The 26257-nt window shown below is 65.3% G+C and carries 26 protein-coding genes; 17 read left to right on the top strand and 9 right to left on the bottom strand.

The features are described 5' to 3' along the window. Nucleotides 1-44 precede the first annotated feature (44 nt). The 3 genes from P2869_RS12635 to rmuC are packed head-to-tail and all read left to right on the top strand — an operon-like array spanning nt 45 to nt 4003. Nucleotides 45-1487, top strand: coding sequence for a sodium:proton antiporter (locus tag P2869_RS12635; RefSeq protein WP_277596671.1), 1443 nt, complete (start codon nt 45-47; stop codon nt 1485-1487). Between the two features lie 45 nt (nt 1488-1532). Further along, nucleotides 1533-2522, top strand: coding sequence for a D-glycerate dehydrogenase (locus P2869_RS12630; RefSeq protein ID WP_277596670.1), 990 nt, complete (start codon nt 1533-1535; stop codon nt 2520-2522). Continuing rightward, nucleotides 2519-4003 carry a DNA recombination protein RmuC gene (gene rmuC / locus P2869_RS12625; protein ID WP_277596669.1) on the top strand — a complete coding sequence of 495 codons (1485 nt, stop codon included), beginning with the start codon at nt 2519-2521 and terminating at the stop codon, nt 4001-4003. Before P2869_RS12630 ends, rmuC begins: the two co-directional genes overlap by 4 nt. 45 nt (nt 4004-4048) lie before the next feature. On the opposite strand, the gene P2869_RS12620 is transcribed toward rmuC, so the two are convergent. From P2869_RS12620 to P2869_RS12595, 6 genes are all read right to left on the bottom strand, one after another. Beyond that, nucleotides 4049-4567 (bottom strand): GNAT family N-acetyltransferase, encoded by a 519-nt coding sequence (locus P2869_RS12620; RefSeq protein ID WP_277596668.1) that lies wholly within the window; start codon nt 4565-4567, stop codon nt 4049-4051. Continuing rightward, complete coding sequence (locus P2869_RS12615) at nt 4568-4843, bottom strand: hypothetical protein (protein ID WP_017774653.1); 276 nt, start codon at nt 4841-4843, stop codon at nt 4568-4570. A 48-nt stretch (nt 4844-4891) separates the two neighbouring features. Beyond that, nucleotides 4892-6205 carry a gephyrin-like molybdotransferase Glp gene (gene glp / locus P2869_RS12610; protein WP_277596667.1) on the bottom strand — a complete coding sequence of 438 codons (1314 nt, stop codon included), beginning with the start codon at nt 6203-6205 and terminating at the stop codon, nt 4892-4894. 105 nt (nt 6206-6310) lie between these two features. After that, a complete protein-coding gene (gene mobA / locus P2869_RS12605) occupies nt 6311-6925 on the bottom strand; it encodes a molybdenum cofactor guanylyltransferase MobA (RefSeq protein WP_277596666.1) in 615 nt (204 codons plus the stop codon). Nucleotides 6926-6938: 13 nt separating this feature from the next. Next, nucleotides 6939-8057: a GTP 3',8-cyclase MoaA gene (moaA, locus tag P2869_RS12600; RefSeq protein ID WP_277596665.1), complete on the bottom strand. Its 1119-nt coding sequence runs from the start codon at nt 8055-8057 to the stop codon at nt 6939-6941. A 285-nt stretch (nt 8058-8342) separates the two neighbouring features. Then, on the bottom strand, nt 8343-11630 hold the full coding sequence (locus P2869_RS12595; RefSeq protein WP_277596664.1) for an Rne/Rng family ribonuclease: 3288 nt from the start codon (nt 11628-11630) through the stop codon (nt 8343-8345). Nucleotides 11631-12404: 774 nt separating this feature from the next. On the opposite strand from P2869_RS12595, the gene P2869_RS12590 reads away from it, so the two are divergent. Genes P2869_RS12590 through P2869_RS12575 form a run of 4 tightly spaced genes read left to right on the top strand, consistent with a single transcriptional unit; the run spans nt 12405 to nt 15571 of the window. Next, on the top strand, nt 12405-13511 hold the full coding sequence (locus P2869_RS12590) for an RluA family pseudouridine synthase (protein WP_277596663.1): 1107 nt from the start codon (nt 12405-12407) through the stop codon (nt 13509-13511). Continuing rightward, on the top strand, nt 13492-14151 hold the full coding sequence (locus tag P2869_RS12585; protein ID WP_277596662.1) for an HAD-IA family hydrolase: 660 nt from the start codon (nt 13492-13494) through the stop codon (nt 14149-14151). The genes P2869_RS12590 and P2869_RS12585 overlap by 20 nt, the downstream gene beginning before the upstream one ends. Beyond that, a complete protein-coding gene (locus P2869_RS12580) occupies nt 14148-14540 on the top strand; it encodes a Rieske 2Fe-2S domain-containing protein (protein WP_017774660.1) in 393 nt (130 codons plus the stop codon). Before P2869_RS12585 ends, P2869_RS12580 begins: the two co-directional genes overlap by 4 nt. A gap of 17 nt (nt 14541-14557) precedes the next feature. Continuing rightward, on the top strand, nt 14558-15571 hold the full coding sequence (locus P2869_RS12575; RefSeq protein WP_277596661.1) for a S49 family peptidase: 1014 nt from the start codon (nt 14558-14560) through the stop codon (nt 15569-15571). 94 nt (nt 15572-15665) lie between these two features. On the opposite strand, the gene P2869_RS12570 is transcribed toward P2869_RS12575, so the two are convergent. After that, nucleotides 15666-16385 carry an SAM-dependent methyltransferase gene (locus P2869_RS12570; protein ID WP_277596660.1) on the bottom strand — a complete coding sequence of 240 codons (720 nt, stop codon included), beginning with the start codon at nt 16383-16385 and terminating at the stop codon, nt 15666-15668. Beyond that, on the bottom strand, nt 16382-17017 hold the full coding sequence (locus P2869_RS12565; RefSeq protein ID WP_277596659.1) for a Maf-like protein: 636 nt from the start codon (nt 17015-17017) through the stop codon (nt 16382-16384). The genes P2869_RS12570 and P2869_RS12565 overlap by 4 nt, the downstream gene beginning before the upstream one ends. A 247-nt stretch (nt 17018-17264) precedes the next feature. Between P2869_RS12565 and P2869_RS12560 the strand changes: the two genes are divergently transcribed. From P2869_RS12560 to fabF, 8 genes are all read left to right on the top strand, one after another. Beyond that, nucleotides 17265-17930 carry a DUF177 domain-containing protein gene (locus tag P2869_RS12560; RefSeq protein ID WP_277598130.1) on the top strand — a complete coding sequence of 222 codons (666 nt, stop codon included), beginning with the start codon at nt 17265-17267 and terminating at the stop codon, nt 17928-17930. A gap of 148 nt (nt 17931-18078) precedes the next feature. Continuing rightward, nucleotides 18079-18258, top strand: a complete 180-nt coding sequence (rpmF, locus tag P2869_RS12555) for a 50S ribosomal protein L32 (protein ID WP_017774665.1) — start codon at nt 18079-18081, stop codon at nt 18256-18258. A 124-nt stretch (nt 18259-18382) separates the two neighbouring features. Continuing rightward, nucleotides 18383-19489 carry a phosphate acyltransferase PlsX gene (gene plsX / locus P2869_RS12550; RefSeq protein WP_026121404.1) on the top strand — a complete coding sequence of 369 codons (1107 nt, stop codon included), beginning with the start codon at nt 18383-18385 and terminating at the stop codon, nt 19487-19489. Beyond that, on the top strand, nt 19489-20478 hold the full coding sequence (locus P2869_RS12545; RefSeq protein ID WP_026121405.1) for a beta-ketoacyl-ACP synthase III: 990 nt from the start codon (nt 19489-19491) through the stop codon (nt 20476-20478). Before plsX ends, P2869_RS12545 begins: the two co-directional genes overlap by 1 nt. A gap of 130 nt (nt 20479-20608) precedes the next feature. Further along, the gene (fabD, locus tag P2869_RS12540; RefSeq protein ID WP_126876628.1) at nt 20609-21541 is read left to right on the top strand and encodes an ACP S-malonyltransferase; all 933 of its coding nucleotides are present in this window, start codon (nt 20609-20611) and stop codon (nt 21539-21541) included. Nucleotides 21542-21710: 169 nt separating this feature from the next. Next, nucleotides 21711-22460, top strand: coding sequence for a 3-oxoacyl-ACP reductase FabG (gene fabG, locus P2869_RS12535; protein ID WP_017774669.1), 750 nt, complete (start codon nt 21711-21713; stop codon nt 22458-22460). A gap of 165 nt (nt 22461-22625) precedes the next feature. Then, nucleotides 22626-22865, top strand: coding sequence for an acyl carrier protein (acpP, locus tag P2869_RS12530; RefSeq protein ID WP_004197638.1), 240 nt, complete (start codon nt 22626-22628; stop codon nt 22863-22865). A 183-nt stretch (nt 22866-23048) separates the two neighbouring features. Further along, nucleotides 23049-24287, top strand: coding sequence for a beta-ketoacyl-ACP synthase II (gene fabF, locus P2869_RS12525; protein ID WP_017774670.1), 1239 nt, complete (start codon nt 23049-23051; stop codon nt 24285-24287). Between the two features lie 121 nt (nt 24288-24408). Here the strand turns inward: fabF and P2869_RS12520 are convergent, their stop codons facing one another. Further along, the gene (locus P2869_RS12520; RefSeq protein WP_277596658.1) at nt 24409-24639 is read right to left on the bottom strand and encodes a hypothetical protein; all 231 of its coding nucleotides are present in this window, start codon (nt 24637-24639) and stop codon (nt 24409-24411) included. A 298-nt stretch (nt 24640-24937) separates the two neighbouring features. Here P2869_RS12520 and rpoE point away from each other — a divergent pair, with 298 nt between their 5' ends. Together rpoE and P2869_RS12510 are read left to right on the top strand one after the other, a co-directional pair. Then, the gene (gene rpoE, locus P2869_RS12515; RefSeq protein WP_017774672.1) at nt 24938-25537 is read left to right on the top strand and encodes an RNA polymerase sigma factor RpoE; all 600 of its coding nucleotides are present in this window, start codon (nt 24938-24940) and stop codon (nt 25535-25537) included. 86 nt (nt 25538-25623) lie between these two features. Continuing rightward, the gene (locus tag P2869_RS12510) at nt 25624-26256 is read left to right on the top strand and encodes a sigma-E factor negative regulatory protein (RefSeq protein WP_277596657.1); all 633 of its coding nucleotides are present in this window, start codon (nt 25624-25626) and stop codon (nt 26254-26256) included. Nucleotide 26257: the final 1 nt, after the last annotated feature.

The raw sequence follows: 26257 nt of genomic DNA, 5'->3' as shown, positions 1-26257 counted from the left end.
GACGGCGCATCCACGGCGTTTCTACAACAAACAAGGACTTGAACATGACACGACACGCCGCGAGTGCAGGCGTGGCCCTCTTTGCTGCATATGCCGCGTTTGCATTGTTGGCCGTGTGGCCCGCGCTCGCCGTCGCCGCGACGCTCGATGGGGCTGCCTTGTCGGCGTGGTGGACGGTGCCGTTCGCCGGCATGCTGCTCTCCATCGCCATCTTTCCGATTGTCGCGCCGGCCTTCTGGCATCACCACTTCGGCAAGATCGCCGCGGCGTGGGCGGTGCTCTTCATCGTGCCGTTCGGCGCAGCGTTCGGCCTCGCGGCCGCGTGGCGCACGCTGCTGCACGCGCTCGTCGAGGAATACGTGCCGTTCATCGTGTTGCTGACGGCGCTCTATACCGTGGCCGGCGGCATCTGCGTGCGCGGCAATCTGCACGGCTCGGCGCGCGTCAATACCGCGATGCTCGCGCTTGGCACCGCGCTCGCCAGCATCATGGGGACGACGGGCGCGGCCATGCTGCTGATCCGGCCGCTGCTGCGCGCCAACGACAACCGCCGGCACGTCGTCCATGTCGTCGTGTTCTTCATCTTCCTCGTGGCGAATGCGGGCGGCTCGCTGTCGCCGCTCGGCGATCCGCCGCTCTTTCTCGGCTTCCTCAATGGCGTGGGCTTTTTCTGGACGACCCAGCATCTCGCGTTGCCCATGCTGTTCGTCTGCGGCGTGCTGCTGGCAGTGTTCTTTGCGCTCGATAGCTGGTACTGGGCGCGGCGCGAAGAAGCGCGGCCGGCGAGACTCGATCCCACGCCCGATACGGTGTCGTTCGGTATCGACGGCAAGATCAATCTGTTGCTGCTCGCGGGCGTCGTCGCGCTCGTGCTCGCGAGCGGCCTGTGGAAGCCCGGCGTAACCTTCGACCTGATGGGCGTACACGTCGAACTGCAAAACGCGGTGCGCGACGTTGCGCTCGTTGCGATCACGCTGATTTCGCTTGCCGTGACGCCGCGTGTGGCGCGCATCGGCAACGGCTTCAACTGGGCGCCCATCGAGGAAGTCGCGAAACTCTTTGCCGGCATCTTCGTAACCATTGCACCCGTCATTCTGATCCTGCGCGCGGGCGAGGGCGGTGCCTTCGGCGGTATCGTGCACCTGGTCAACGACGCCGCCGGCCAGCCGCGCGAGGCCATGTATTTCTGGGCGACGGGGCTCCTCTCGTCGTTCCTCGATAACGCGCCCACGTACCTCGTGTTCTTCAATCTCGCGGGCGGCGACGCACCGTCGCTGATGACCGCGGGCGCCACCACGCTCGCGGCGATTTCGGCCGGGGCGGTATTCATGGGTGCGAACAGCTATATTGGCAACGCGCCGAATTTCATGGTGAAGGCCATTGCGGAGTCGCGCGGCATTCGCATGCCGAGCTTCTTCGGCTACCTGCTGTGGTCGGGCGGCGTGCTGTTGCCGGTGTTTCTCGTGACGACGTGGATATTTTTCTGACGCCAACTGGCGCGCAAACAGAAACAGAGTAAGCGGAGAAAACCGATGCAGAAGATTCTCGTGGCACGTCCCATCTTTGCGGACGTGATCGAGCGGTTGAAGCAGCACTTCGAAGTGGAGTGGAACAACGGCGACGTGCTGAGCGCCGACGAACTCGCACGACGTCTCGCGGACAAGGACGGCGCGCTGACGGCGGGCGACCCGATTGGTGCGGCGACGCTCGCGGCGGCGCCGAAGCTGCGTGTCGTGTCGAACATGGCCGTGGGCTACAACAACTTCGATATGGCCGCGTTCAACGCGGCGAACGTGCTCGGCACCAATACGCCGGATGTTCTCAATGAATCCACGGCCGATTTTGGCTGGGCGCTCATGATGGCGGCTGCGCGGCGCATGGCGGAATCCGAGCACTGGCTGCGCGCGGGCCACTGGCAGAAGTGGTCGTACGACGGTTTTCTCGGCGTCGATCTCTACGGTTCCACGCTGGGTGTGATCGGCATGGGGCGCATCGGTCAGGCGCTGGCGCGCCGCGCGCGCGGCTTCAACATGCGCGTCGTCTATCACAACCGTTCGCGCGTTGCGCCCGAGATCGAAGCCGAACTGAACGCCACCTATCTGCCGAAAGCCGAGCTGCTGCGCGAAGCCGATCACGTCGTGCTCGTGCTGCCGTACACGGCCGAGAACCACCACACCATCGGCGCTGCCGAACTCGCGTTGATGAAGCCCACCGCCACGCTCACGAACATCGCGCGCGGCGGGATCGTCGACGACGCCGCGCTCGCTGAAGCACTGCGGGAAAAGCGCATTGCCGCAGCCGGCCTCGACGTGTTCGAAGGCGAGCCGAACCTCAACCCGGCGCTGCTCACGGTGCCCAACGTGGTGCTCACGCCGCACATCGCGAGCGCGACGGAGCGCACGCGCCGCGCGATGGCCAATCTCGCTGCCGACAACCTGATTGCCGGCCTGGGTGAAGGACCGCGTGCCGGACAGCCGCCGAATCCCATCAATCCTGAAGTGATCGGAAGGGCACGCTCATGACGGCGATGCTGTTGATGTCGATTGCCGTGATCGTGCTGGCCACGGCGCTCGTGATCGTGCTCGTGATGGCGATGCGCGGGCGCGACGGCCCGGCGCAGGCGGGGCTCCACGAGCTGGCCGACCGGCTCGCGGCATTCAATGATGTGCAGTCACGTACCGCCGAACGGCTCGAACGCGAGCTGCGCACGGACATCGCGCAGACCGCGCAGGCCTCCCGCACTGAACTGGGCAGCGGCCTCGCGCAATTTCAGCAGACGCTCGCGACGCAGCTCACGAGCATCGCGACCGTGCAGAACAACCAGATCGACGGCTTCGCGCAACAGCTCGTCAAGCTCACCGAGACCAACGCACAGCAGCTCGAAGCCGTGCGCCAGAGCCTGCAGCAGCAGGCGCTCCAGGCGCGTGACGAGCAGGGCTCGGCGCTCAAGCGTTTCGGCGACACGCTCACGCTGCAACTTTCGCAGCTGACCGAAGCGAACGACCGGCGCTTTGCCGAAGTGCGCGCCACCATCGAGCAGCGGCTCAAGGACATCGAGGCGAACAACGCGACGAAGCTCGAAGAGATGCGCCGCACGGTCGACGAAAAGCTGCACGCCACGCTCGAGCAGCGCCTCGGCGAGTCGTTCAAGCTGGTGTCCGACCGGCTCGAGCAGGTGCATCGCGGGCTGGGCGAGATGCAGACGCTCGCGGCGGGCGTCGGTGACCTGAAGAAGGTGCTGACGAACGTGAAGACACGCGGCACGTGGGGCGAAGTGCAGCTTGAAGCGCTGCTCGAACAGATGCTCACGCCGGATCAGTACGCGAAGAACGTCGCGACGGTGCCGAAGAGCGGCGAGCGCGTGGAGTTCGCGATTCGACTGCCGGGCCGTCCTGACGCGACGGGCACCGTGGCGCCGGTGTGGCTGCCCATCGACGCGAAATTTCCGCGCGAAGACTACGAGCGGCTGATCGACGCGCAGGAGCGTGCCGACGTGGCGGCCATCGACGAGGCAGGCCGTGCGCTCGAAGCGCGCGTGCGCGGCGAGGCGCGCACCATCGCGGAGAAATATCTGGCGCCGCCGCATACCACCGACTTCGCGCTGCTGTTCCTGCCCACCGAAGGGCTGTACGCGGAGATCTTGCGGCGCCCTGGCCTCACCGACCTGTTGCAGCGCGACTATCGCGTGACCATCGCGGGGCCGACCACACTGACGGCGCTGCTGAACAGTCTGCAGATGGGTTTCCGCACGCTCGCCATCGAAAAGCGGTCGAGCGAGGTCTGGCAGGTGTTGGGCGCGGTGAAAACCGAGTTCGGCAAGTTCGGCGACGTGCTCGCGAAAACGAAGTCGCAGCTCGAAACAGTGACGCGCTCCATCGAGGCCGCCGAGGTGCGCACGCGTGCGATGAACCGCAAGCTGCGCGACGTCGAGGCACTGCCGGGTGAAGAGGCGAGCGGTGTGCTGGGTGAGGCGCTTTCGGGCGCGGACTCGGACGAGCCCTGAGCGGTTGCGTTGACCGCGGCGTAGTGAGCGCGGTCAACGCGGCGGCTATGCTCGCTCTTGGCGAGTCTGCACGCTGGCGGGCGGCGCCGTGTCGGCGAGGCGGTCGATGGCGTCGCCCGTCATGCGCACGATGCGCCAGTCGGGCAGCACGGTGGCGCCCAGCTTCTCGTAGAAATCGATGGCCGGCTGGTTCCAGTCGAGCACCGACCATTCGAAACGTCCGCATTGGCGCTCGCGTGCGAGCGCCGCGAGGCGGCTCAGCATGGCTTTGCCGAGCCCCGTGCCGCGCTGCGACGGCTGCACGTACAGGTCTTCGAGGTAGAGCCCGCGCCGGCCGAGAAAGGTCGAGAAGTTGTGGAAGAAGAGGGCGTAGCCGACCACGCGTCCGTCGTCGTCGGCGAGCAGCGCTTCCGATGCCGGCCGCGGACCGAACAGCGCGTCGTTGAGACCCGCTTCGGTTGCAACGAACAGATGCGTGAGCTTTTCGTATTCGGCCAGTTCGTACATCAGCGCGAAGATCGCGCCGACATCGGCGGGCGTTGCGGGACGAACGACGGCGGTCATTTACGCTTCCTCGGGCACATCGGAGAGATGGATTTCGATGCCGCCGAAACGCGAGGCGACCCAGTTGTACGCGTGGCACGCAATCCACAGCAGGATGAAACCGAGAATCGCGTTGAGCAGGAGCGCGCTGAACACGGTGCTCAGCTCCACCGAACCGTAGCGAATGAACGCCACGAGCACGCCGAGCAGCACGATCGGCACGCTGAAGGTCAGGTAGACCAGGATGAGCGCTTTGGCGGTCTGCCCCGGAGCGATGAAGGAGATCTGCTTTTTCATTGAGTCGAGACCCGTGGTCGTGTGTGTTGGTTGGTGAAAGACGGTGATTCAGACGAGTGCATCGAACAGCATGATGTCGACGCGGTCGCCTGCGTCGAGATCGGCGGCATCGTGCGCAAGGACGACGAAGCAGTTGGCCTCGCTCATCGAACTCAGCGCCGCCGAGCTTTGCGAGCCCGTGGTCGTGACGTGCCATTGGCCGTGCGCGTCGCGGCGGGCGATGCCGCGCTGAAATTCCGTGCGGCCGGGCCGCTTGCGGATAGCGACCGTGCAGGCGGCGTCGATCAGCGGCACCGGGTTCACCGAGGCCCCGGTCATCGCGATCAGCGCCTCGCGCACGATCTGGTAGAACGTGACCATCACCGCGACCGGGTTGCCCGGCAAACCGAAGAACAGCGCGGGATGGCCGTCGCCGGCACGCGCCCCGGACCAGATGCGGCCGAAGGCGAGCGGACGGCCGGGCCGCATGGCGAGGTTCCAGAACGCCACGTCGCCGATGGTGTCGAGCAGTTTGCGCGTGAAGTCGGCTTCGCCCACCGACACGCCGCCCGAGCTCAGCACGACGTCGGCATTGGCGGCTGCATTGCGAATGGTGGCTTCGAGTGCGCCCGGTTCGTCGCGCACAACGCCGAGGTCGATGGCTTCCACGTTGAGGCGGCGAAGCATCGCATAGAGCGTGTGCCGGTTGCTGTCGTAGATGCAGCCTGCCGCGAGCGGCTCGCCGATGGAACGCAGCTCGTCGCCGGTCGAGAAGAACGCGACGCGCAGACGCCTGCGCACCGGTACTTCGGCGATCCCGAGCGAGGCCACGAGGCCGATGTCGGCGGCGCGCATCCAGCGGCCCGCACGCAACGCTGGTTGCCCTGCGGCCAGGTCTTCGCCCGCGCGTCGCCGGTTGGCGCCTGGCCGAACGGCGCTGGTGGCGAACGATACCGTCTCGCCTTCCACCTTCGTGAGCTCCTGAGGCACGACCGTGTCGCAGCCGGTGGGCATCGGCGCGCCGGTCATGATGCGCACGCACGTGCCGCGCGCGGCCCTGCCGTCGAACGGGTGTCCGGCGAACGCCTTGCCGGCGATCTTCAGCTCGACGGTGCGTGGGGCGTCGCCGTTCGCCGCGCTTGTGCCGAGGGCTGTGCCGTCGAAGGCGTAGCCGTCCATGGCGGAGTTGTCGTGCGCGGGCACGTTGATGGGAGAGACGATGTCTGCGGCGAGCACGCGGTCGAGCGCATCGCGCAGCGGCACCCGTTCAATAGCCGTGACGGGCGTGGCCCACTGGCGCACGATGGCCTGGGTGGCGGCAACGGGCAACGCCTCGGGATCGTAATCGGCGACGCAACGGGACAGGTTGTTAAGCGTGGTCATTGATTGGAGATGCGTCGCGCCCGGAAGGAATCCGGCGGTCGTACCAGGATGAGCGGCGGTGTCTTGCGGACCCCGCACACGCGCATCGTGGCGCGCCTGGCATGGTCACGCGCGCCCGGATTCGGCGAGTTCCTGCAATGAATTGATATTGTAAAACGCGCGTTCATCGGCAAAGGTCACTTCAACGGCCTTGTGGCGCGCGTACCACGCGCGAACCTTCCGCTCGCCCGCGGCCAGAAAGGCCGCGAGGTCGTCGGCAAGCGAGGTGCGCAGCAGGACGAAGACCGGATGCAGCGAAGTCTCGCCGGCGGCGTTGGTGGTCTTCACGGTCGCAATGTCGGCGTCGTCGGCTTCGACCGCTTCGGCGAGACGTTGGGCGAGATCGGCCGGCAGCCACGGTGAGTCGCAAGGTGCTGCTAGCAGCCATTCGGTGCGTGCCGCAAGCATGCCGGCGAGCAGCCCTGCGAGCGGTCCGGCGTAGTCGGGCAGGGAGTCGGTTACGACCGCGGCGTGCCAGGGCGCGCCGAGCGCGGCGTAGGCGTCCTGATGCCGGTTCGCGCTGACGAGCAGCGGACCGACCTGTGGCGCGAGGCGCCGCATGACGTGCAGCGCCAGTGCTTCGCCTTGCAGCGGTTGCAGACCTTTGTCGGCGCCGCCCATGCGAGTGCCGCGTCCGCCGGCGAGCACGAGTCCGGTGATGCGGTCGGCGGGCATGTTCATCGGCGTGTCTTGTTCAGCCGCCGATGTACGACATTTCGATCCGGCCGCCGTCTCCGGAAGGCGGTTGTCCAGCGCTGCTGCCGCGCAATTGCGAATAGCGGTCGGCGCGGCCTTGCCAGATGTGCGTGATGGCGCCGTCGATGTCGTCGTCCGTGGCGTCGCCGCGCACGAGCGCGCGCAGGTCGTAGCCGGCCGAGGCAAAGAGGCACAGGTAGAGCTTGCCTTCCGTCGAGAGGCGAGCACGCGTGCAGGTGCCGCAGAACGCGCGCGTGACGCTGGAAATCACGCCGATTTCGCCGGCGCCGTCGGCATAGGCCCAACGTTGCGCAGTTTCGGCAGCGCTATGCGCTTCGAGCGGCACCAGCGGAAACTCCGCGTGAATGCGGCTGACGACGTCGGCGGACGGCAGCACTTCGGTCATGTTCCAGCCGTTCGACGTGCCCACGTCCATGTACTCGATGAAGCGCAGCACGATGCCGGAGCCGCGGAAGTGGCGGGCGAGGGGCAGAATTTCCGCGTCGTTGGTGCCGCGCTTGACGACCATGTTGACCTTCAGCGGGGCGAGGCCCACGGCCTCGGCGGCAGCGATGCCTTCGAGCACGTCGGCCACGGCGAAGTCGGCGTCGTTCATGCGGCGAAAGAGGGCGTCGTCGAGCGCATCGAGACTCACGGTGACACGCGTGAGCCCGGCATCCTTGAGGCTGCGCGCCTTGCGCGCGAGCAGCGAGCCGTTCGTGGTGAGCGTGAGATCGAGCGGACGTCCGTCGGGCGTGGTCAGCGTGGCGAGGCGTTCCACCAGGTGCTCGACGTTCTTGCGCAGCAGCGGTTCACCGCCGGTGAGGCGGATTTTTTCGACGCCGTGTGCGACGAAGCGCTTTGCGAGCCGCTCGATTTCCTCGAACGTGAGCAGGGCGCTGTGCGGCAGAAAAGGATGGTCCTTGTCGAAGACCTCGCGCGGCATGCAGTAGACGCAGCGGAAGTTGCAGCGGTCCGTCACCGAAATGCGCAGGTCGCGCAACGGCCGCGCCAGCGTATCGAGGAGTACGCCGCGCGGTGCGCTCGCGGCTCCGGCAGTGGAGCGAGGGACGGTGAGCGCGTTGGCGTCGGCGACAGGGATGATGCGACGGGACATGGTGGTTTTAACAAGGCTTGACCATGCATTTTAGCCGAACCGCCTCTTTGCCACATGGGACCAGACCGGCCGCGTGGGGTCTTGCGGGTGGCTTGCCGGCGAGGGGGCGCCTCAAGCGTGGAAGGCTCGCGAGGAACTCTGCCATGTTGTGGGCCTCTGGCGCTGCCACGTTGCGGCCGTTGGCGGCGTCCGGGCACAGGCGTCGGACAAAAAAAGCCCGCCGGTGAGGGCGGGCTTTCGGGTTTGCAGCAGGGTTTGCAGCGCGGTTCGAGCGACCGCGCAGCCTTACTGCGGGTGCTTGACGGTCTCGACCTGTTGCATCGGCGTCGAATCCGCCGGCGGCAGCGGCTTGCGTTCGCGCGGCGCGCGCGGCGGCTTCACCACCTGGGCGGCCGCTTCCTGCGCGGCGCGCAGCTTGTCGGCGTCCGTGTTGACCCAGACGAGGCCGGCGTTTGCCAGCATCGGCTGCAGCGTTTCCGGCGACAGACCGTTGGCGTGCGGCGCAGCCTGGCGGGGCTTGACCGCGGCCGCTGCTGCCGGCGCCGTTTCCACGGGAACTGCGGCGGCGGGCACGGCTGCTTCATGCGCCGGAACCGCAGCCTGGATCACGTCTTCCCGAATCACCGGAACCGGCTGTGCCGCTGCGGGAACCTCTTCCACCGGCGGCGTGGTGCCTTCCGGGGCCGCTTGCGCGGCGGGTGCCGTTTCAGCGGATGCGGCGTGAGACGGCGCAGCGGTCTCGGCCGATGCAGGTGCCGCGGCTTCAACCGGCGCGACAGGCGCTGTTTCGACTGCGGCGGCAGCCGGAGCGACCTCGACCGGAGTCATCGCGGGGGCCGGCACAGGCGCCGGTTCGGTAGCCGGCACCGCTGGCGCATGACTGGCTTCCGTAGCCGGGACGCTTTCTTCCGCGGGCACGATGGGCGCGACGGTTTCGATCTTCGCTGCGGCTTGCGCGGCGAGTTCGGGGGCGTCGGTGGCGGGCTGGAGTTCAGTCACGACGACCTTCTCCGTCGCCACAGCAGCGACCACGGCTTCCACTGCGCCCGCCGGCTTCACGCCGTGATGCTCCACTTCGTGAACGGCTTCTGCTCCCTCTTCAGGCTCCGTGTCGCCGCCGGCTTCCGCGAGGTCGGCCGTATGCGTCAGGTTCGCGCCTTCAGCTTCGCGCTCGCGACGACCGCCACGGCGGCCGCGACGACGGCGGCGGCGTTCTTCGCCTTCACGCGGTGCGGCGCCCTGGTCTTCCGGTGCGATGTCTTCAGTGATGCCTGCCGCGAGACTTGCCTCGACGGCAGTTGTCGACTCAGGCGCCAGCAGCTCGCCCGGGACGTTCAACTGCTCAGCTGCGGCCTCGGCTTGCGGACGACGGCGCTCGCCGCGCTCTGCACGCTCGCCACGTTCGCGGCGCTCACCGCGCTCCTGGCGCTCCTGCCGTTCGCCGCGCGGTGCGGCTTCTGCCGCGGCGTCGGCGCGTTCCTGGCCGCGCTCTACGCGCTCGATGCGTTGCTCGCGTCCTTCGCGACCCTCCCGGCCCTCGCGGACTTCACGGGCTTCACGCGGTTGGCGCGGCTCGCGTGCCTCACGACCTTCACGACCTTCGCGGCCTTCACGACCTTCGCGCGGTTCGCGTTCCTCACGGCGTTGAGCCGGTTGCTGCTGACGTCCGCCGACGGCTGCGCCTTCACCGCGCGCGGCTCCGTCGCGTCCGCCGCGGCGGTTGCGATTGCGATCGCCACCGCGCTCGCCGGCCGGGCGTTCCGGGCGCGCTTCACGTGCCGGACGTTCAGTCTTTGCGGGTTGCGCAGGTGCCGGAGCGGTAGCGACCGGAGCCGGCTGCACGCCGAACAATCCCTTGAGCCAGCCAAAGAAGCCGCCGCTCGCGGGCGCGGCAACGGCCGGAGTGGGCGCCGCCTGGGGCTCCGCGGCCTTGACCGGTGCGCTGGGTGCCGGACGCTCAGGCGTAATGCCCTTCACCGCGGCCTCCTGCTTCGGTTTCACTTCTTCGCTGCGCTTGCTGTAGCCCGTTTCGGACTCCATTTCGCGGGCCGCGTCTTCGGCCATCTTCCAGGATGCACGCGGCTCGTCGAGGCGCGCGTCGTCGTGGCGCAGGCGCTCGAGCTTGTAGTGCGGCGTGTCGAGGTGCTTGTTCGGAATCAGGACGACGTTGACCTTGAAGCGCGACTCGATCTTGTTGATTTCCGCGCGCTTTTCGTTCAGCAGGAAGGCCGTCACTTCGACCGGCACCTGGCAGTGGATCGCGGCGGTGTTTTCCTTCATCGCCTCTTCCTGAATGATGCGCAGGACCTGCAAGGCGGACGATTCGGTGTCGCGGATGTGGCCCGTGCCGTTGCAGCGCGGGCAGGTGACGTGGCTGCCTTCGGAAAGCGCCGGGCGCAGACGCTGGCGCGACAGCTCCATCAGGCCGAAGCGCGAGATCTTGCCCATCTGCACGCGGGCGCGGTCGTGCTTGAGTGCGTCTTTCAGGCGCTGCTCGACTTCGCGTTGGCTGCGGGCCGACTCCATGTCGATGAAGTCGATCACGATCAGGCCGCCCAGGTCACGCAGGCGCAGCTGGCGGGCCACTTCGTCGGCGGCTTCCAGGTTGGTGCGGGCCGCGGTTTCCTCGATGTCGGCGCCCTTGGTGGCGCGCGCCGAGTTCACGTCGATGGCGACGAGCGCCTCGGTGTGATCGATCACGATGGCGCCGCCCGAAGGCAGCGGCACCGTGCGCGAGTACGCGGTCTCGATCTGGTGCTCGATCTGGAAGCGCGAGAAGAGGGGCACATCGTCGTGGTAGCGCTTCACCTTCCCGACGTTGTCGGGCATCACGATGTCCATGAAGGCGCGGGCCTGATCGTAGATGTCCGTCGTATCGATCAGGATTTCGCCGATGTCGGGCTGGAAGTAGTCGCGGATCGCGCGGATCACGAGGCTCGATTCCAGGTAAATCAGCATCGGCTCGCCCTGGCGGCCGCTTTGCGAGGCGGCCTCGATGGCGCGCCACAGTTGCAGCAGGTAATTCAGGTCCCACTGGAGTTCTTCGGCGCTGCGCCCGATGCCGGCGGTGCGCGCGATGATGCTCATACCGTCGGGCAGTTGTAGCTGACCCATGGTTTCGCGCAGTTCCTGGCGGTCGTCGCCCTCGATGCGTCGCGAGACGCCGCCGCCGCGCGGATTGTTCGGCATCAGCACGAGGTAGCGGCCGGCGAGCGAGATGAACGTGGTGAGCGCCGCGCCCTTGTTGCCGCGCTCTTCCTTCTCGACCTGGACGATGAGTTCCTGGCCTTCGCGCAGGGCGTCCTGGATGCGCGCCGAGCGCATGTCCACGCCATCGCGGAAATACTGGCGGGCCACTTCCTTGAACGGCAGGAAGCCGTGGCGGTCTTCGCCGTAGTTGACGAAACAGGCTTCGAGCGACGGCTCGATGCGGGTAACGATGCCCTTGTAGATGTTGCCTTTGCGCTGCTCGCGCCCGGCGGTTTCGATGTCGATGTCGATCAGCTTCTGACCGTCGACGATGGCAACGCGCAGTTCTTCCTGCTGCGTCGCATTAAACAGCATGCGTTTCATTGAACGGCTCCAGAGCGGCCTTGCCGGCCCACGTCCCGTGGTTGTCAGGCACGGGGACGCTGGCGGGCGGCGGCATGCCGCGCCTTATTGTGTTGTCACAAGCACGCTGGAGCAGGAACGATGGCGGGGAGAATTGCCGTCAGAGGGCCCATCCGTCAAACGGATGGAAGGGCCGCGGGGCACGTGCGAATACGGCTTCAAACAATGGCTCGATACGCCGCGCGGAATGCGGTGGTCCGAATGCTTCCGGTTTCTTCGACGCCTTGGCCTGCTGCGCGCAATGTGCTGCGCGCGGCCTTGCTGCGCGTTGAAACCTGCGGTCGTGCCGCATGCGGGAAGCTGATCTGGAACGCCCGTCTTCCCCCTCGGGTGTCTCGCCTCATTTTGACGTCGCCATGTTCCGCCGTTTTCTCGGAACGCTTCGGGCGCACGCCGTATTTTCGCCACTGGCCGCCTTGTGCCGCGCAACCGCACAAACTGTGGAGCGCGAGAGAAGGCCTGCCAGACAAATTCTTTGTACCAACATTCCGTTACCGTCGGAGCCGACGTGACCGAACGTGCCTGTGGGCGCCGTCCCTGCCCGTTGCGGGATCCGTGCGTGCAACTCGTTGCATCTCGTTGTCAGGGTGAGCAACCAGCCCCGGGCGCAAGTAAAATGACGATTTATCGCTTGCTGCCTGCGCAGACCGTGCGGTTTGGGGCGCCTCGAAGTCGTTCGAACCGTTCGAACGCGAAGGCCGGCCGCGCCGGTACGCTGGGCAAATTATATTCAGAATGAAAGGGTTAGGCAAAATTTCCCAGAATCAGGTCGCAAGCGACCAGGTTTCCTTCGTCGAAGTGGACGAGAACTCCGCCGGTCAGCGCATTGACAATTTCCTCACGCGCGTCTGCAAGGGCGTGCCGAAAAGCCACATCTACCGGATCCTGCGCAGCGGCGAAGTGCGCGTGAACAAAGGGCGGGTCGACGCCCAGTACCGGCTCGAACAGGGCGATCTGGTGCGCGTTCCGCCTATCCGGATCGCACAGACCCAGAGTTTCGACGCTGCGGCTGTGCCCTCCGCGCAGTTCGACATCCTCTTCGAGGACGACGCACTGCTCGTCATCGACAAACCCGCCGGTGTGGCCGTTCACGGCGGCAGCGGCGTGGCGTTCGGCGTGATCGAGCAAATGCGGGAGGCGAGGCCGCACGCGAAGTTCCTGGAACTGGTGCACCGGCTGGACCGCGAAACCTCGGGCGTGCTCATGCTGGCGAAGAAGCGCACGGCGCTCGTGGGCCTGCACGAGCAGATCCGCGACAACCGCATGGACAAGCGCTACTACGCGTGCGTCCATGGACAATGGGCAAACGACTGGGGCCGTCGGCGCGTCGTCAAGGAGCCGTTGCACAAGTACCTGACTCCGGAAGGCGAGCGGCGCGTGCGTGTGCAGCCCGATGGTCTTGCCTCGCACACGATTTTCAATCTGGTCGACCGTTGGCCCGGGTACGCGCTTCTCGAAGCGGAGCTCAAGACCGGCCGCACGCATCAGATTCGTGTGCATCTGGCGCATCTCGGCCTGCCGATCGTCGGCGACGCCAAGTACGGCGATTTTGCGCTGAACAAGGCGCTTGCCCGAGCGAACGCCGTCCCGGGGCTCAAGCGCATGTTCCTGCACGCGTACCGGCTCAAGCTCGTGCATCCGCTCACCGGCGAGACCTTGCAGTTTGAAGCACCGTTGCCGGCGGATTGCCGGCGTTTCCTCTCGCAACTCACGGCGTTGCGCGATGGGGCCGCAAATGCAGGAAATTCGCCGCACGCCGGGACGGATCAGAACCCGGGTGAAAATAGGCACGATACCGATATCGAAGGGGAGACGAACGCGCATGGCCCGACAGCACTTTGACCTGATCGTCTTCGACTGGGACGGCACGCTGATGGACTCGACAGCGCACATCACGCGCAGCATCCAGGCCGCGTGCCGCGATCTCGGCCTTCCCGTGCCCGCCGACGAGGCGGCGAGCTTCGTGATCGGGTTGGGATTGCGCGACGCGTTGCAGATCGCCGCGCCGACGCTCGACCCGTCCGACTATCCGCGTCTCGCCGAGCGGTACCGGTTCCACTATCTGGTGAAGGATCAGCACACGGAACTCTTTGCGGGCGTGCGTGAAATGCTGGAGGAACTGCGCGACACCGGCTATCTGCTGAGTGTTGCCACGGGCAAAAGTCGCGTGGGCCTGAACCGCGCGCTGGATCAGGCTCGTCTCACGAGCCTTTTCGACGGCACGCGCTGTGCTGACGAGACGTTCTCGAAGCCGCACCCCGCCATGCTGCAGGAACTGGCGCGGGAGCTTGGCCAGGACCTCGAGCGCACAGTCATGATCGGCGACACCACCCACGATCTGCAGATGGCGATCAACGCAGGCGCGGCCGGCGTGGGCGTGGCCTATGGCGCGCACCCGGCGGACTCGCTCGCGGCGCTCGAGCCCCGCTTCGTGGCCGACAGTGTCGGGTCGCTCGTCGCGTGGCTGCGGGAGAACGCGTGAGCGCCGCGGTGCTCGACCCCGTGCGCGTATGCGCCGCCGGGGACCTTGTCGAGGGCGGCCAGGGCGTGCGTTGCCGGGCGTCGTATGCGGGCGGGGAGGCGGTCGTGTTCTTCGTGCGCTACAACGGCAGGCCCTACGGCTATCTCAACCGCTGCGCCCATGTGCCCATGGAACTCGACTGGGTGGAGGGCCAGTTCTTCGAATCGTCCGGTTTATACTTGATGTGCGCTACGCATGGCGCGATTTACGAGCCCGATACCGGCCGGTGTGTCGGCGGTCCGTGCCGCGGCGGCAGGCTTCGCCCGGTGCAGGCTGACGAAAGGGACACGCCGGAAGGCCGCGCCGTATTCTGGCTGCCGGACAACGATCTGCGTCCGGCCGATTCCTGACCTTCCACACGCCACGCATGTCCGACCAGCCGACTTCCGATCCGCGCGACCCCTCCTCGTCGGGTCCCCGACCCGCTCCTGCCACCTCTGCCGGAGAGCCCGGCTGGGAGCGGGCGGCGCTCGAGCGTATCGCGCTCGCCGCGATCAACGAGCAACGCGCCGCCCGGCGCTGGAAAATTTTCTTCCGCTTCGCCTTTCTTGCCGTGTTGCTGGTTGTCGCCATCGGGCTGCTCGACGTCTCCGGCGGCAAGGTGTCCGGCTCGGGCCGTCATACGGCGCTCGTGTCGCTGGACGGCGAGATTGCGTCGGATAGCACTGCGAACGCCGAAGACATCGATACCGCACTCCAGAATGCGTTCGAAGACGACGGTACGGCCGGCGTGATTCTGCGCATCAACAGCCCGGGCGGAAGCCCCGTGCAGGCCGGCGTTATGTACAAGGAGATTCGCCGGCTGCGCGCGAAATATCCGGCCATCCCGCTGTACGTAGTGGTGGGCGACATGTGCGCCTCGGGCGGTTATTACGTCGCGGCTGCGGCCGACAAGATCTACGTGGACAAGGCCAGCATCGTGGGCTCGATCGGCGTGCTGATGGACGGCTTCGGTTTCACCGGGTTGATGGAGAAGCTCGGCATCGAGCGACGGGTTCGTACTTCTGGTGAGAACAAGGCGTTTTACGATCCGTTCTCGCCGGATACGCAGAAGATGGATGAGCATGCCCAGTCGATGCTCGATCAGATCCATACGCAGTTCATCTCGGCCGTGCGCGAAGGGCGCGGCAAACGGCTGCACGAGACGCCCGATATCTTCTCCGGCCTCTTCTGGACGGGCGAGAAGAGCGTGGAACTGGGTCTCGCAGACGGTTTCGGCGATATGGACTATGTGGCGCGCGACATCATCAAGGCGCCGGACATCGTCGATTACACCGTGAAGGAAAGCCTGACCGACCGCGTGGCGCGCAAATTTGGCACCGCCGTGGGCAGTGCCGCCGTCCACACGCTGATTCTGACCGGCAAGGTGAATCTGCGCTGATTGCATCAACGAGTGGATGAGTGGGCGCTCGCTTTTTTGCCGCCTGAGCGGAGCGGAATGATGCGCGGCCTGCGCCAAAGGCCGCGGCTACACGTTATACGGCGAGCAGCAGAAAAATCGCGGGCCGCTTCTGCAGATCCAGGGCTGGCGCCTTTTTCCAGGCAGATACCGGCCGGCTTGCAATAGTCTCCGTGGGTAAGGTCAGATCGGCCGCGACGCACAAGAGTGTCGAGGGTGCGCAGATGGAGATGAGCGCGTCCAGCAACGCGCGGTTGCGATACGGCGTCTCGATGAAAATTTGTGTCTGTTTCGACTTGCGCGACTGCTGCTCGAGTTCGCGCAGCCGCTTCGCGCGTTCGCCGGCATCGACGGGCAGGTAGCCGTGAAACGCGAAGCTTTGACCGTTCAGCCCCGAGGCCATGAGTGCAAGCAGAATCGAGCTGGGCCCGACAAGCGGTACGACCTTGACTCCACGCTCATGTGCGCGACGCACAAGAAGCGCGCCGGGATCGGCTACGGCCGGGCATCCCGCTTCGGACACGAGCCCGGCGTCCGTGCCGGCGAGCACCGGTTCGAGCAGCTTGTCGATTTCGCCGGGCGGCGTGTTCACGTTCAACTCGCGAATTTCGATTGCCTGAACAGGCTGTTCGGTACCCACTTTCTTCAGGAAGGCGCGCGTGGATTTCGCGTTTTCGCCAATGTAGTAGCGAAGCCCGGCCGCGCGCGTGCGCACCGCTTGCGGCAGCACGGCTGCGAGCGAATCGGCGTCGCCTTCGCCCAGCGTGTTCGGAATCAGGTAAAGCGTTCCGCTCATGCCGCCTCCAGCAAGGGATAACCTGCGGCGAGCAGCATCCGCGTGAGCGCGATTAGCGGCAAGCCGATCAGCGCGGTGGGGTCGTCGGACTGAATCGCCTCCAGGAGCGCGATGCCGAGCCCTTCGGATTTGGCGCTACCCGCGACGTCGTAAGGCGTCTCGGCTCGCAGATAGGCGTCGAGCGCGCCGTCCGGCAGGCGGCGAAAACGCACGTGGGTGATCACATCCACGCTTTGCGACTCGGTCGATGCGCTGTCGAACAGGCATAGCGCACTGTGGAACAGTACCTCGCGGCCCCGCATGGCCTGCAATTGCGCCAGGGCGCGTTCGTGCGTGCCCGGTTTGCCGATCTGCTGGCCGTCGAACGTCGCAACCTGATCGGACCCGATAACGAGTGTGCGGCGCGCGTTCGCGGGCAGCGTGGCGGCCACGGCTTTCGCCTTGGCTTCGGCGAGGCGCAGCGCGGTGGCCTCCGGCGTTTCACCTGGGAGAGGCGTTTCGTCGATCGCGGGTACTGCTACGTCGAACGGAATGCGCAACCTTTCGAGCAGTTCACGCCGGTAGGGCGAGCTGCTGGCGAGAATCAGGGCGGGCCGGCCGGTTGAAGGCGGGCGATCGGAAAAGTCCGGCATGGTCTATTGGGCGCTGAAAGAGGGGTGGCTGACGGGCTGGTGACGGCTGACGAGGGGCTGCGGCGGCCCGCGAACGTGCAAGAGACGGCGGCGCTACCGGCGATTTCGCCCGTGCCCTTAAGTGTTTGACTCGAAAAGACAAAGGCGATATGATCTCCGGCTTTTCATCGGTACGCTTTCGCATGCTCTTGCCGGTTCTCTTGTTGGCAACGAAGCTGCACGAAATTCACCGATGCAGGAGCCGCCCATGACCGAACATCCTGGCAAACCTGCCGGTCCGGCCAGCATGCATGAACTTGATCTCTTCGAGTTCGCGCGCAGCGGGCGCCAGGCTGCGGGTGTAGTGCGCGTCTCGCAACTGCCGCGCATGTTAAACGAAGTCCCGGCAGACGCGCCAGACCGCGATACCTCGTTTACGTGGCAGGCGGAAGGCTCCACGCAGCCGGAATTGCAGGACGACGGTACCGAAGGTCCGCAGCCGTATTTGAGGCTCGCCGTCCACGGTGCCGCCTGGCTCGAGTGTCAGCGGTGCCTTACGCCGTACGAGCAGGCGTTCGATGTCGATGCAATTTATCGCATCGTTCAAACGGAAGCCGAGGCGGAGGAGTTTCCGCTCGACGAGGACGAAATCGAAGTGATCGTGGGCTCGCGCCAGTTCGATCTCATCGAGCTGATCGAGGAAGAATTGCTGCTTTCGTTGCCAGTGGTGCCGAAGCACGAGGTCTGCCCCGAAGTCCACGAGAGTCTCATTTCCGGTGCGAGTGGCGAGGATGCCAGCGAGCCGCCCGAAGAAGACGTTGAGGGCGGCCAAAGCGGCCAAAGCGTTGGCGAGCCGGAGCAGGGCACGACAAAGCCCAATCCTTTTGCGGCGCTGGAAGCGCTCAAGAAGGGTGGGGCGGGCGACAAGCATTGACGGCGCTTTAAGCGGGCGTTGAACAAACAGGTTGCAGGGTAGCGCGATACGCCTCTGCGCAGTCCGGGCAGTAGGTCGGGACAGGTGTCAGGGTTGGTTAAGGCCGGATCGTGCTGTGTTAGAATTCGGAAAATTTTCAGGAGTTATCATGGCAGTTCAACAGAACAAGAAGTCGCCGTCGAAGCGCGGCATGCACCGCTCGCACGATTTCCTTCAGTCGGCCCCGCTGGCTGTCGAGCCGAGCACGGGTGAAGTGCATCTGCGTCACCACGTCAGCCCGAATGGTTATTACCGCGGCAAGAAGGTTGTCAAGACGAAGAACGACTAATCGCCACATCGCGTTGCGCCTTCTGGCGTTTCGCATGGCGACCCGTTCGCTTGACTACTTTCCTGCTCGGCAAAAAGGCGGCATTCAACTGCCGCTTTTTTGTGTCTGAAATTCGTCGCATTCCATGACTGTAAAGCTCACGATTGATTGCATGGGAGGCGACCACGGTCCGTCCGTCACCGTCCCCGCTGCGGTCCATTTCGTTCGTGCGCATCCCGACGCGCATCTGATGCTCGTCGGCGTCGAAACGGCGATTCGAGCGCAGCTGAAAAAGCTCAAGGCACTGGACGACCCGGCGCTTTCCATCGTGGCAGCAAGCGAGATCGTCGCCATGGACGATCCGGTCGAGGTCGCGCTGCGCAAGAAGAAAGACTCGTCGATGCGCGTGGCGCTCAACCGCGTGAAGGACGGCGAGGCGCAGGCCTGCATCTCCGCCGGCAACACCGGCGCGCTGATGGCCGTCTCTCGCTATGTGCTCAAGACGCTGCCGGGCATCGAACGGCCGGCTATCGCGTTCGCCATGCCGAACCCGCATGGCTACACGACCATGCTCGATCTCGGCGCCAATGTCGATTGCGGGCCGCAGCATCTGCTGCAGTTCGCCGAGATGGGGCACGCGCTCGTGTCCGCACTCGAAGGCAAGGAGCGTCCGAGTATCGCACTCCTGAACATCGGCGAAGAAGTCATCAAGGGTAACGAGACCATCAAGCGCGCAGGCGAACTGCTGCGCGCAAGCACGCTGAATTTTCGCGGCAACGTGGAAGGCAACGATATTTACAAGGGCACCGTCGACGTGATCGTCTGCGACGGTTTCGTTGGAAATGTCGCGCTGAAAACGTCGGAAGGATTGGCTCAGATACTCGCCGACATCATCAAGGAAGAGTTCGGCCGCTCGTGGCTCACGAAGCTCATGGCGCTCGCCGCGCTGCCGGTGCTTTCGCGCTTCAAGAAGCGTGTGGATTACCGTCAGTACAACGGCGCGGCCCTTCTCGGCCTGCGCAGTCTCGTCATCAAAAGCCACGGTTCTGCGGACGCCTACGCGTTTGAGTGGGCGATCAAACGCGGGTATGATGCCGTCAAAAATGGCGTGGTGGAACGTCTTGCGCGCGCCATGGAAGAGAACGCGGCACCCCTTGAGCGGGCCGCGCGCGAAGCGGGCGGCGCGGGCTTTGCGAGCCCCGTCGCGGGCCAGCCGGCCGAGCCCTACGCAGCATTATCCCCGAAGGCATAATGGCTCAATCGACTCTATATTCCCGCGTGGCCGGTACTGGCAGCTATCTGCCGCCGGGCCGCGTCACGAACCAGGAACTGGCTGAACGCCTCGCGAAGAACGGCATCGAAACGAGCGATGAATGGATCGTTGCCCGCACCGGCATCCATGCGCGCCATTTCGCCGAACCCGACGTTCCCACCAGCGAACTCGCACTGATCGCTTCGCGTCGTGCGATCGAAGCGGCGGACATCGATCCGCAGTCCATCGATCTGATCATCGTTGCGACGTCCACGCCCGACTACGTGTTTCCGAGCACGGCCTGCCTGCTGCAGAGCAAGCTCGGCATCAAGAGCCACGGCGCGGCATTCGACGTGCAGGCCGTGTGCTCCGGTTTCGCCTACGCCCTGGCGACCGCCGACAGCTTCATTCGCGGCGGACAGGTGCGCACGGCGCTCATCGTCGGCGCCGAGACGTTCTCCCGTATTCTCGATTTCAATGATCGCACCACGTGCGTGCTGTTCGGCGACGGCGCCGGAGCGGTGATCCTCCAGGCATCGGACGAGCCCGGTGTGCTCTCGAGCGCACTGCACGCCGACGGCAGCTACGCAAATATTCTCTGCACGCCCGGCAACGTGAATGGCGGCGTGGTTGCCGGCAGCGCGTTCCTGCACATGGATGGCCAGGCGGTGTTCAAGCTTGCCGTCAACCTGCTGGAGAAAGTTGCCGTCGAAGCGCTGGAAAAGGCTCATCTCTCGGCTGATCAAATCGACTGGCTCGTTCCTCATCAGGCCAACATCCGCATCATGCAGGGCACCTGCCGCAAGCTGCACTTGCCGCAGGAGCGCATGATCGTCACGGTCGGCGAGCACGGCAACACGTCGGCCGCCTCCATTCCGCTCGCTCTCGACGTCGCCGTGCGCGACGGGCGCATCCGTCGCGGCCAGAACGTGCTGATCGAGGGAGTCGGCGGGGGCTTCACCTGGGGTGCATCCGTCATCCGTTATTGACGACCGCAGTGGTGCGGTGCCGGAGCGCTGCAACCGCCTACGTGGTTGTCACGCGGGGCAATCGCGCCGCATCGCGGTGCACGCGCAGAGCGTGTGCGCCCGCATCTGAAATCATCGAATTGGGGACGTTATGAAATTCGCGTTCGTTTTTCCCGGACAGGGCTCGCAGTCGGTCGGCATGCTGAATGCGTTCGCCGACCACGCTATCGTGCGCGAGACCGTCGAGGAAGCCTCCGACGCGCTCGGCCAGGACCTGGGCAAGCTGATCGCCGAAGGGCCCGCCGAGGAACTCAATCTCACGACCAATACGCAGCCCGTCATGCTCACGGCGGCTTACGCCGTCTACCGCGCCTGGCAACAGGCGGGTGGTCCGGCGCCGGCCATTGTGGCCGGCCACAGCCTGGGCGAGTACACCGCGCTCGTGGCGGCCGGCGCGCTCGCATTTCGCGATGCTGTGCCGCTCGTGCGTTTCCGCGCGCAGGCGATGCAGTCGGCGGTGCCGGTGGGCGAAGGCGGCATGGCGGCGATTCTTGGCCTCGACGACGACGCGGTGCGCGCCGTGTGCGCGGAGGCATCAGTCGCCGGCGTGGTCGAAGCGGTGAATTTCAACGCGCCTGCGCAGGTCGTGATCGCGGGCCACAAGGCCGCTGTCGAAAAGGCCTGCGAACTCGCGAAGGCAAAGGGCGCGAAGCGCGCGCTGCCGCTGCCGGTGTCGGCGCCGTTTCACTCGTCGCTGCTCAAGCCGGCTTCGGACCAGTTGCGCGAGTATCTCGCGAGCGTCGAAGTACGCGAACCCGCCATTCCGGTCGTGAACAACGTCGATGTCGCCATGGTGCGCGACCCGGCGGCAATTCGCGACGCGCTGGTGCGTCAGGCCGCGGGCGCCGTGCGCTGGGTGGAATGCGTGAAGGCGATTGCAGCGCAAGGCGTGACGCACGTGATCGAATGCGGTCCCGGCAAAGTGTTGGCGGGCCTCACGAAACGTATCGATGGCAACCTCGTGGGGGCGGCGATCGTGGACCCGGCTTCGCTCGACGAGGCACTGAAGCTCGCCGGCGCCTGACTCGACGAGTGCGGTCGGGCGGCTTTGCTGCCCACGGGCCCGCGGCGTGCCTGCGCTGACAGACAAGCCAGACGCTTTCGTCGCGAGGCGCATCGCCGATGAGCGCATTCCTGTATTACTCGCCCGCTGATTTGATGGTTATCGGGCCATTCGCAATCCGGACTGAACGATGGAAAAGACTCTCGACAAACAGATCGCGATCGTAACCGGCGCGTCGCGCGGCATTGGCCGCGCCATCGCGCTCGTACTGGCTCGCCAGGGCGCAACCGTGATCGGCACGGCAACGAGCGAAGCGGGCGCAGTCGCGATCAGCGACGCGTTCAAGGCAGCAGATCTGAACGGTCGTGGCGCGGTGCTCGACGTCAACGATGCCGGCGCGGTGGAAGCGCTGATCGAAGCGACCGTCAAGGAATTCGGCAGCCTCGGCATTCTCGTCAACAACGCCGGCATCACGCAGGACCAACTCGCCATGCGCATGAAGGACGAGGAGTGGGACGCGGTGATCGACACCAACCTGAAGGCGGTGTTCCGTCTGTCGCGTGCGGTTCTGCGTCCGATGATGAAGGCGCGCGGCGGTCGCATCATCAACATCACGTCGGTGGTGGGTTCGGCGGGCAACCCGGGTCAGGTGAATTACGCTGCGGCGAAGGCCGGGGTGGCAGGTATGACGCGTGCGCTCGCGCGCGAGATCGGCAGCCGCAACATCACCGTGAATTGCGTTGCGCCGGGCTTCATCGACACCGACATGACCAAGGTTCTGCCCGAAGAGCAGCAGGCGGCGCTCAAGGCGCAGATTCCGCTCGGCCGTCTCGGCAGCCCGGACGATATCGCGCACGCCGTTGCGTTCCTCGCGTCGCCGCACGCCGGCTACATTACCGGCACGACGATGCACGTCAACGGCGGTATGTACATGTCGTAACCGGATTCAGGTACTATCCGCGCCTTGATGCGCTCGTCGCAAACACCGTCGAAGAGCGCAGCGCGGACTGGCCATCTGGAACCCGTGGGCGCAGCTTTTTTGCCAGGTCAAACCTGATAAAATGCGCGCACTCGTATTTATGAACTTTCTTCCCTTGGAGGGGTAATGGACAACATCGAACAGCGCGTCAAGAAGATCGTCGCGGAACAACTGGGCGTAGCCGAAGCGGAAATCAAGAACGAAGCATCGTTCGTGAACGATCTCGGCGCGGACTCGCTCGATACCGTCGAACTGGTCATGGCCCTCGAAGACGAATTCGGCATGGAAATTCCGGATGAGGAAGCCGAAAAGATCACGACCGTCCAGCAGGCTATCGACTACGCCCGCGCGAACGTCAAGGCCTGAGCCGGTTCGCGTCCGCGTTCCGCGCGCTGCCTGCCGGGCCGCGCCGCTGCCCGCTCATCAGCCAGTGCACCTGCGAGCACATTTGCAAGCGCATCTGCCGGCTAACAGCCACAGGGCTCACAGGAGCATTTCCTGTGGCCCCTGTGGCTTTTGCTTTTGTCATTCTATGGAAAAGGGGTTACCGTGAGCCGCCGTCGAGTTGTCGTTACAGGCCTGGGGCTGATTTCGCCTGTTGGCAATAATGTTGCCGACGGCTGGTCCAATCTCGTTGCCGGCACGTCCGGCATCGCCAACATCACGAAGTTCGACGCGTCGAACTTCTCGACGCGCTTCGCCGGCGAGGTGAAGGGCTTCAACATCGAGGACTACATCCCCGGCAAGGAAGCCCGCCATATGGATACGTTCATCCATTACGGCGTTGCGGCGGGCATGCAGGCGATGCGGGACAGCGGGCTCGAAATCACCGACGAAAACGCGGAACGCGTGGGCGTGGTGGTGGGGTCCGGCATCGGCGGACTGCCGATGATCGAAATTACGCAGACCGAACTGCTCAATCGCGGTCCGCGCCGTATTTCGCCGTTCTTCGTGCCGGCCTCGATCATCAACATGATCTCGGGCCACCTGTCGATCAAGTTCGGCATCAAGGGTCCTAATCTCGCGATCGTCACGGCGTGTACGACGGGCCTGCATTGCATCGGCGAGGCCGCGCGCCTCATCGAGTACGGCGATGCGGACGCGATGATCGCGGGCGGTGCTGAGTCCACCGTGTCGCCGCTCGGCATTGGCGGTTTCGCCGCGGCGCGCGCGCTTTCGCAGCGTAACGACGATCCGGCTACGGCGAGTCGTCCGTGGGACAAGGATCGCGACGGCTTCGTGCTGGGCGAGGGTGCGGGCGTGATGATGCTCGAGGAGTACGAGCACGCGAAGGCGCGCGGCGCGAAGATCTACGCCGAAGTGGCGGGCTACGGCATGAGCGGCGACGCGTACCACATGACGGCACCGCTCGAGAATGGCGACGGCGCGCGCCGCTGCATGCTGGCCGCGCTGAAGAATGCACGCGTCAATCTGGACGAGGTGAGCTACCTGAACGCACACGGCACGTCGACGCCGCTTGGCGATCTCGCGGAGACGACGGGCATCAAGCGCGCATTCGGCGATCACGCGAAGAACATCGTCGTCAACTCGACCAAGTCGATGACGGGCCACCTGCTCGGTGGCGCCGGTGGTCTCGAGTCGGTGTTTACGGTGCTGGCCGTGCACAACCAGGTGTCGCCGCCCACCATCAACATCTTCAACCAGGACCCGGAGTGCGATCTAGACTACTGCGCCAACACGGCGCGGGAGATGAAGATCGACGTGGCGCTGAAGAACTCGTTCGGGTTCGGCGGCACCAACGGCACGCTGGTCTTCAAGCGCGTCTGATCGCTTGACGCCGCTCTCCCGGGCGGGGTGTCCGCCGGGTCCGCAAGATGGACCATGGTCTGCGCTGCCGTCCGGGGAAGTGGTGCAACGCCTGGCGCCGCGACGCATTGCGTTGCGGCCGTCAGGCGGTTTGCAGATTGCCGTGTTCTGTTTCATCGCGGTTGCTGTTGCAGCCGTTCATACGAGCCTCGCGCCTTGGCTCGGCGGCTGGCGCGCGTTGCCGCTTTCTCTGGCCGTTCTGGCGCTGCTTGCGTTGGTTTCTGCGGCGCTTCGTCGCGGCGGCCCGGCTGCAATTGAAATCGGGCCAGACGGTGTGTCGGCATTCGACCGCCGCGGCGTGCGCGTTGCCCAAGGGCTCATCGCGGCCAGTTCACAGTGGGGCGCCTGGCTGCTCGTCCTCGTTGTCGCTTCAGGCCGGCGCCGGTACTCACTGGTTATCACGGCCGACGCGCTCCATCCCGATGCTTTTCGCGAACTCTCGGTAATCGCGCGTTGCGGCGGACGTGGATGACACCCGCGCGTGCTTGCTGCCGGCTGAACCGGCTACTACCCGTAACGCCTGTAACCGCTGTTACCGGCGTAACGTGAGGGGCCGAACGGAACGCTACAATGGTGCCCCGCGGGGCACTCCCCATTAACGGATTTATCAGGTGAGCGAAAAAGAAATCGATCAGTTGCTCGTCGAGCGCGTGCAAAAAGGCGACAAGGCGGCGTTCGAACTTCTGGTCTCCAAATACCACCGCAAGATCATCCGGCTGATCTCGCGTCTCGTGCGGGACCCCGCCGAGGTCGAGGACGTGGCCCAGGACGCCTTCATCAAGGCATACCGCGCGCTGCCGCAATTTCGCGGCGAATCGGCGTTTTATACGTGGTTGTACCGGATTGCGGTGAATACCGCCAAGAACTACCTTGCGACCCAGGGCCGCCGGGCGCCCACCTCGACGGAGGCGGACGCGGAAGAGGCGGAAACTTTCTCCGACGCCGATCAACTAAGGGATATCAATACGCCCGAGTCGATGTTGATGAGCAAGCAGATCGCGGAGACGGTCAACGCTGCCATGGCGCTGTTGCCGGAAGAACTGCGCACCGCCATTACGCTCCGGGAAATTGAAGGATTGAGCTACGAAGAGATCGCCGAGATGATGGGCTGCCCGATCGGCACCGTCAGATCGCGAATTTTTCGTGCTCGAGAAGCCATTGCGGCAAAATTGCGTCCGCTGCTGGACACACCTGAAGGCAAGCGCTGGTAAGCGGTACCGGCGGCCAGAAGGGCACGAGCGCGATTATCAGGGTTTGGGTGGTGTCACTACGGGGTCTGTAAGGAATGGGGATCATCATGGGGTCGGTCTCGATGCAATCGCAAGCAGGCTCGCACGGCGAGCACCTGTCCGCTTTCGTCGACGGGGAAATGCCTGGCGACGGGCAATTGAACACCTTTCTCGGCGGGCTCAACCCCGAGGAACGCGCGGCGTGGTCCAGCTATCACCTGATCGGCGATGCGCTGCGTTCCGACGACCTCGCCATCAGTCCGGCGGCAAGCAGCGCTTTTCTGGCGGGTTTTGCCGCGCGCTTCGAGTCGGAGCCGCATCTACTCGCACCGGCCTCGGCGCCAGTCACGCGCCGTTTGCTTGCGCTGCGTCGCCGGGTGGTTCCCGCGTTCGCCGTCGCGGCCGCCGCCGCAACGCTGACGTGGATCGTCGTGCCGCAACTGCAAGGTGCGGGCGGCGTAGCCAGCCATGGCGGCGCCCAACTCGCGGCGGTCCAGCCCACCGACAGCGTACAGCGCGTGGCGATGGCTTCCATGCCGGCGGCCAATGTGCAGCCTGCGGTGGCGCAGGACGCCAACATCATTCGCGACGCGCGACTCGACCAGTATCTTGAAGCGCACCAGCAGTTTGCCCAGCAACCGATGGTTCCCGACTCCATGCCGCTGATCCGCGCCGCAGCGCTTACTACGCAAGGCCAATAAG

This window comes from Paraburkholderia sp. SUR17 (genome assembly GCF_029536165.1).
GTDB classification, from domain to species: Bacteria; Pseudomonadota; Gammaproteobacteria; order Burkholderiales; family Burkholderiaceae; genus Paraburkholderia; species Paraburkholderia kururiensis.
This window is presented reverse-complemented; position numbering and strand designations above follow the sequence as displayed.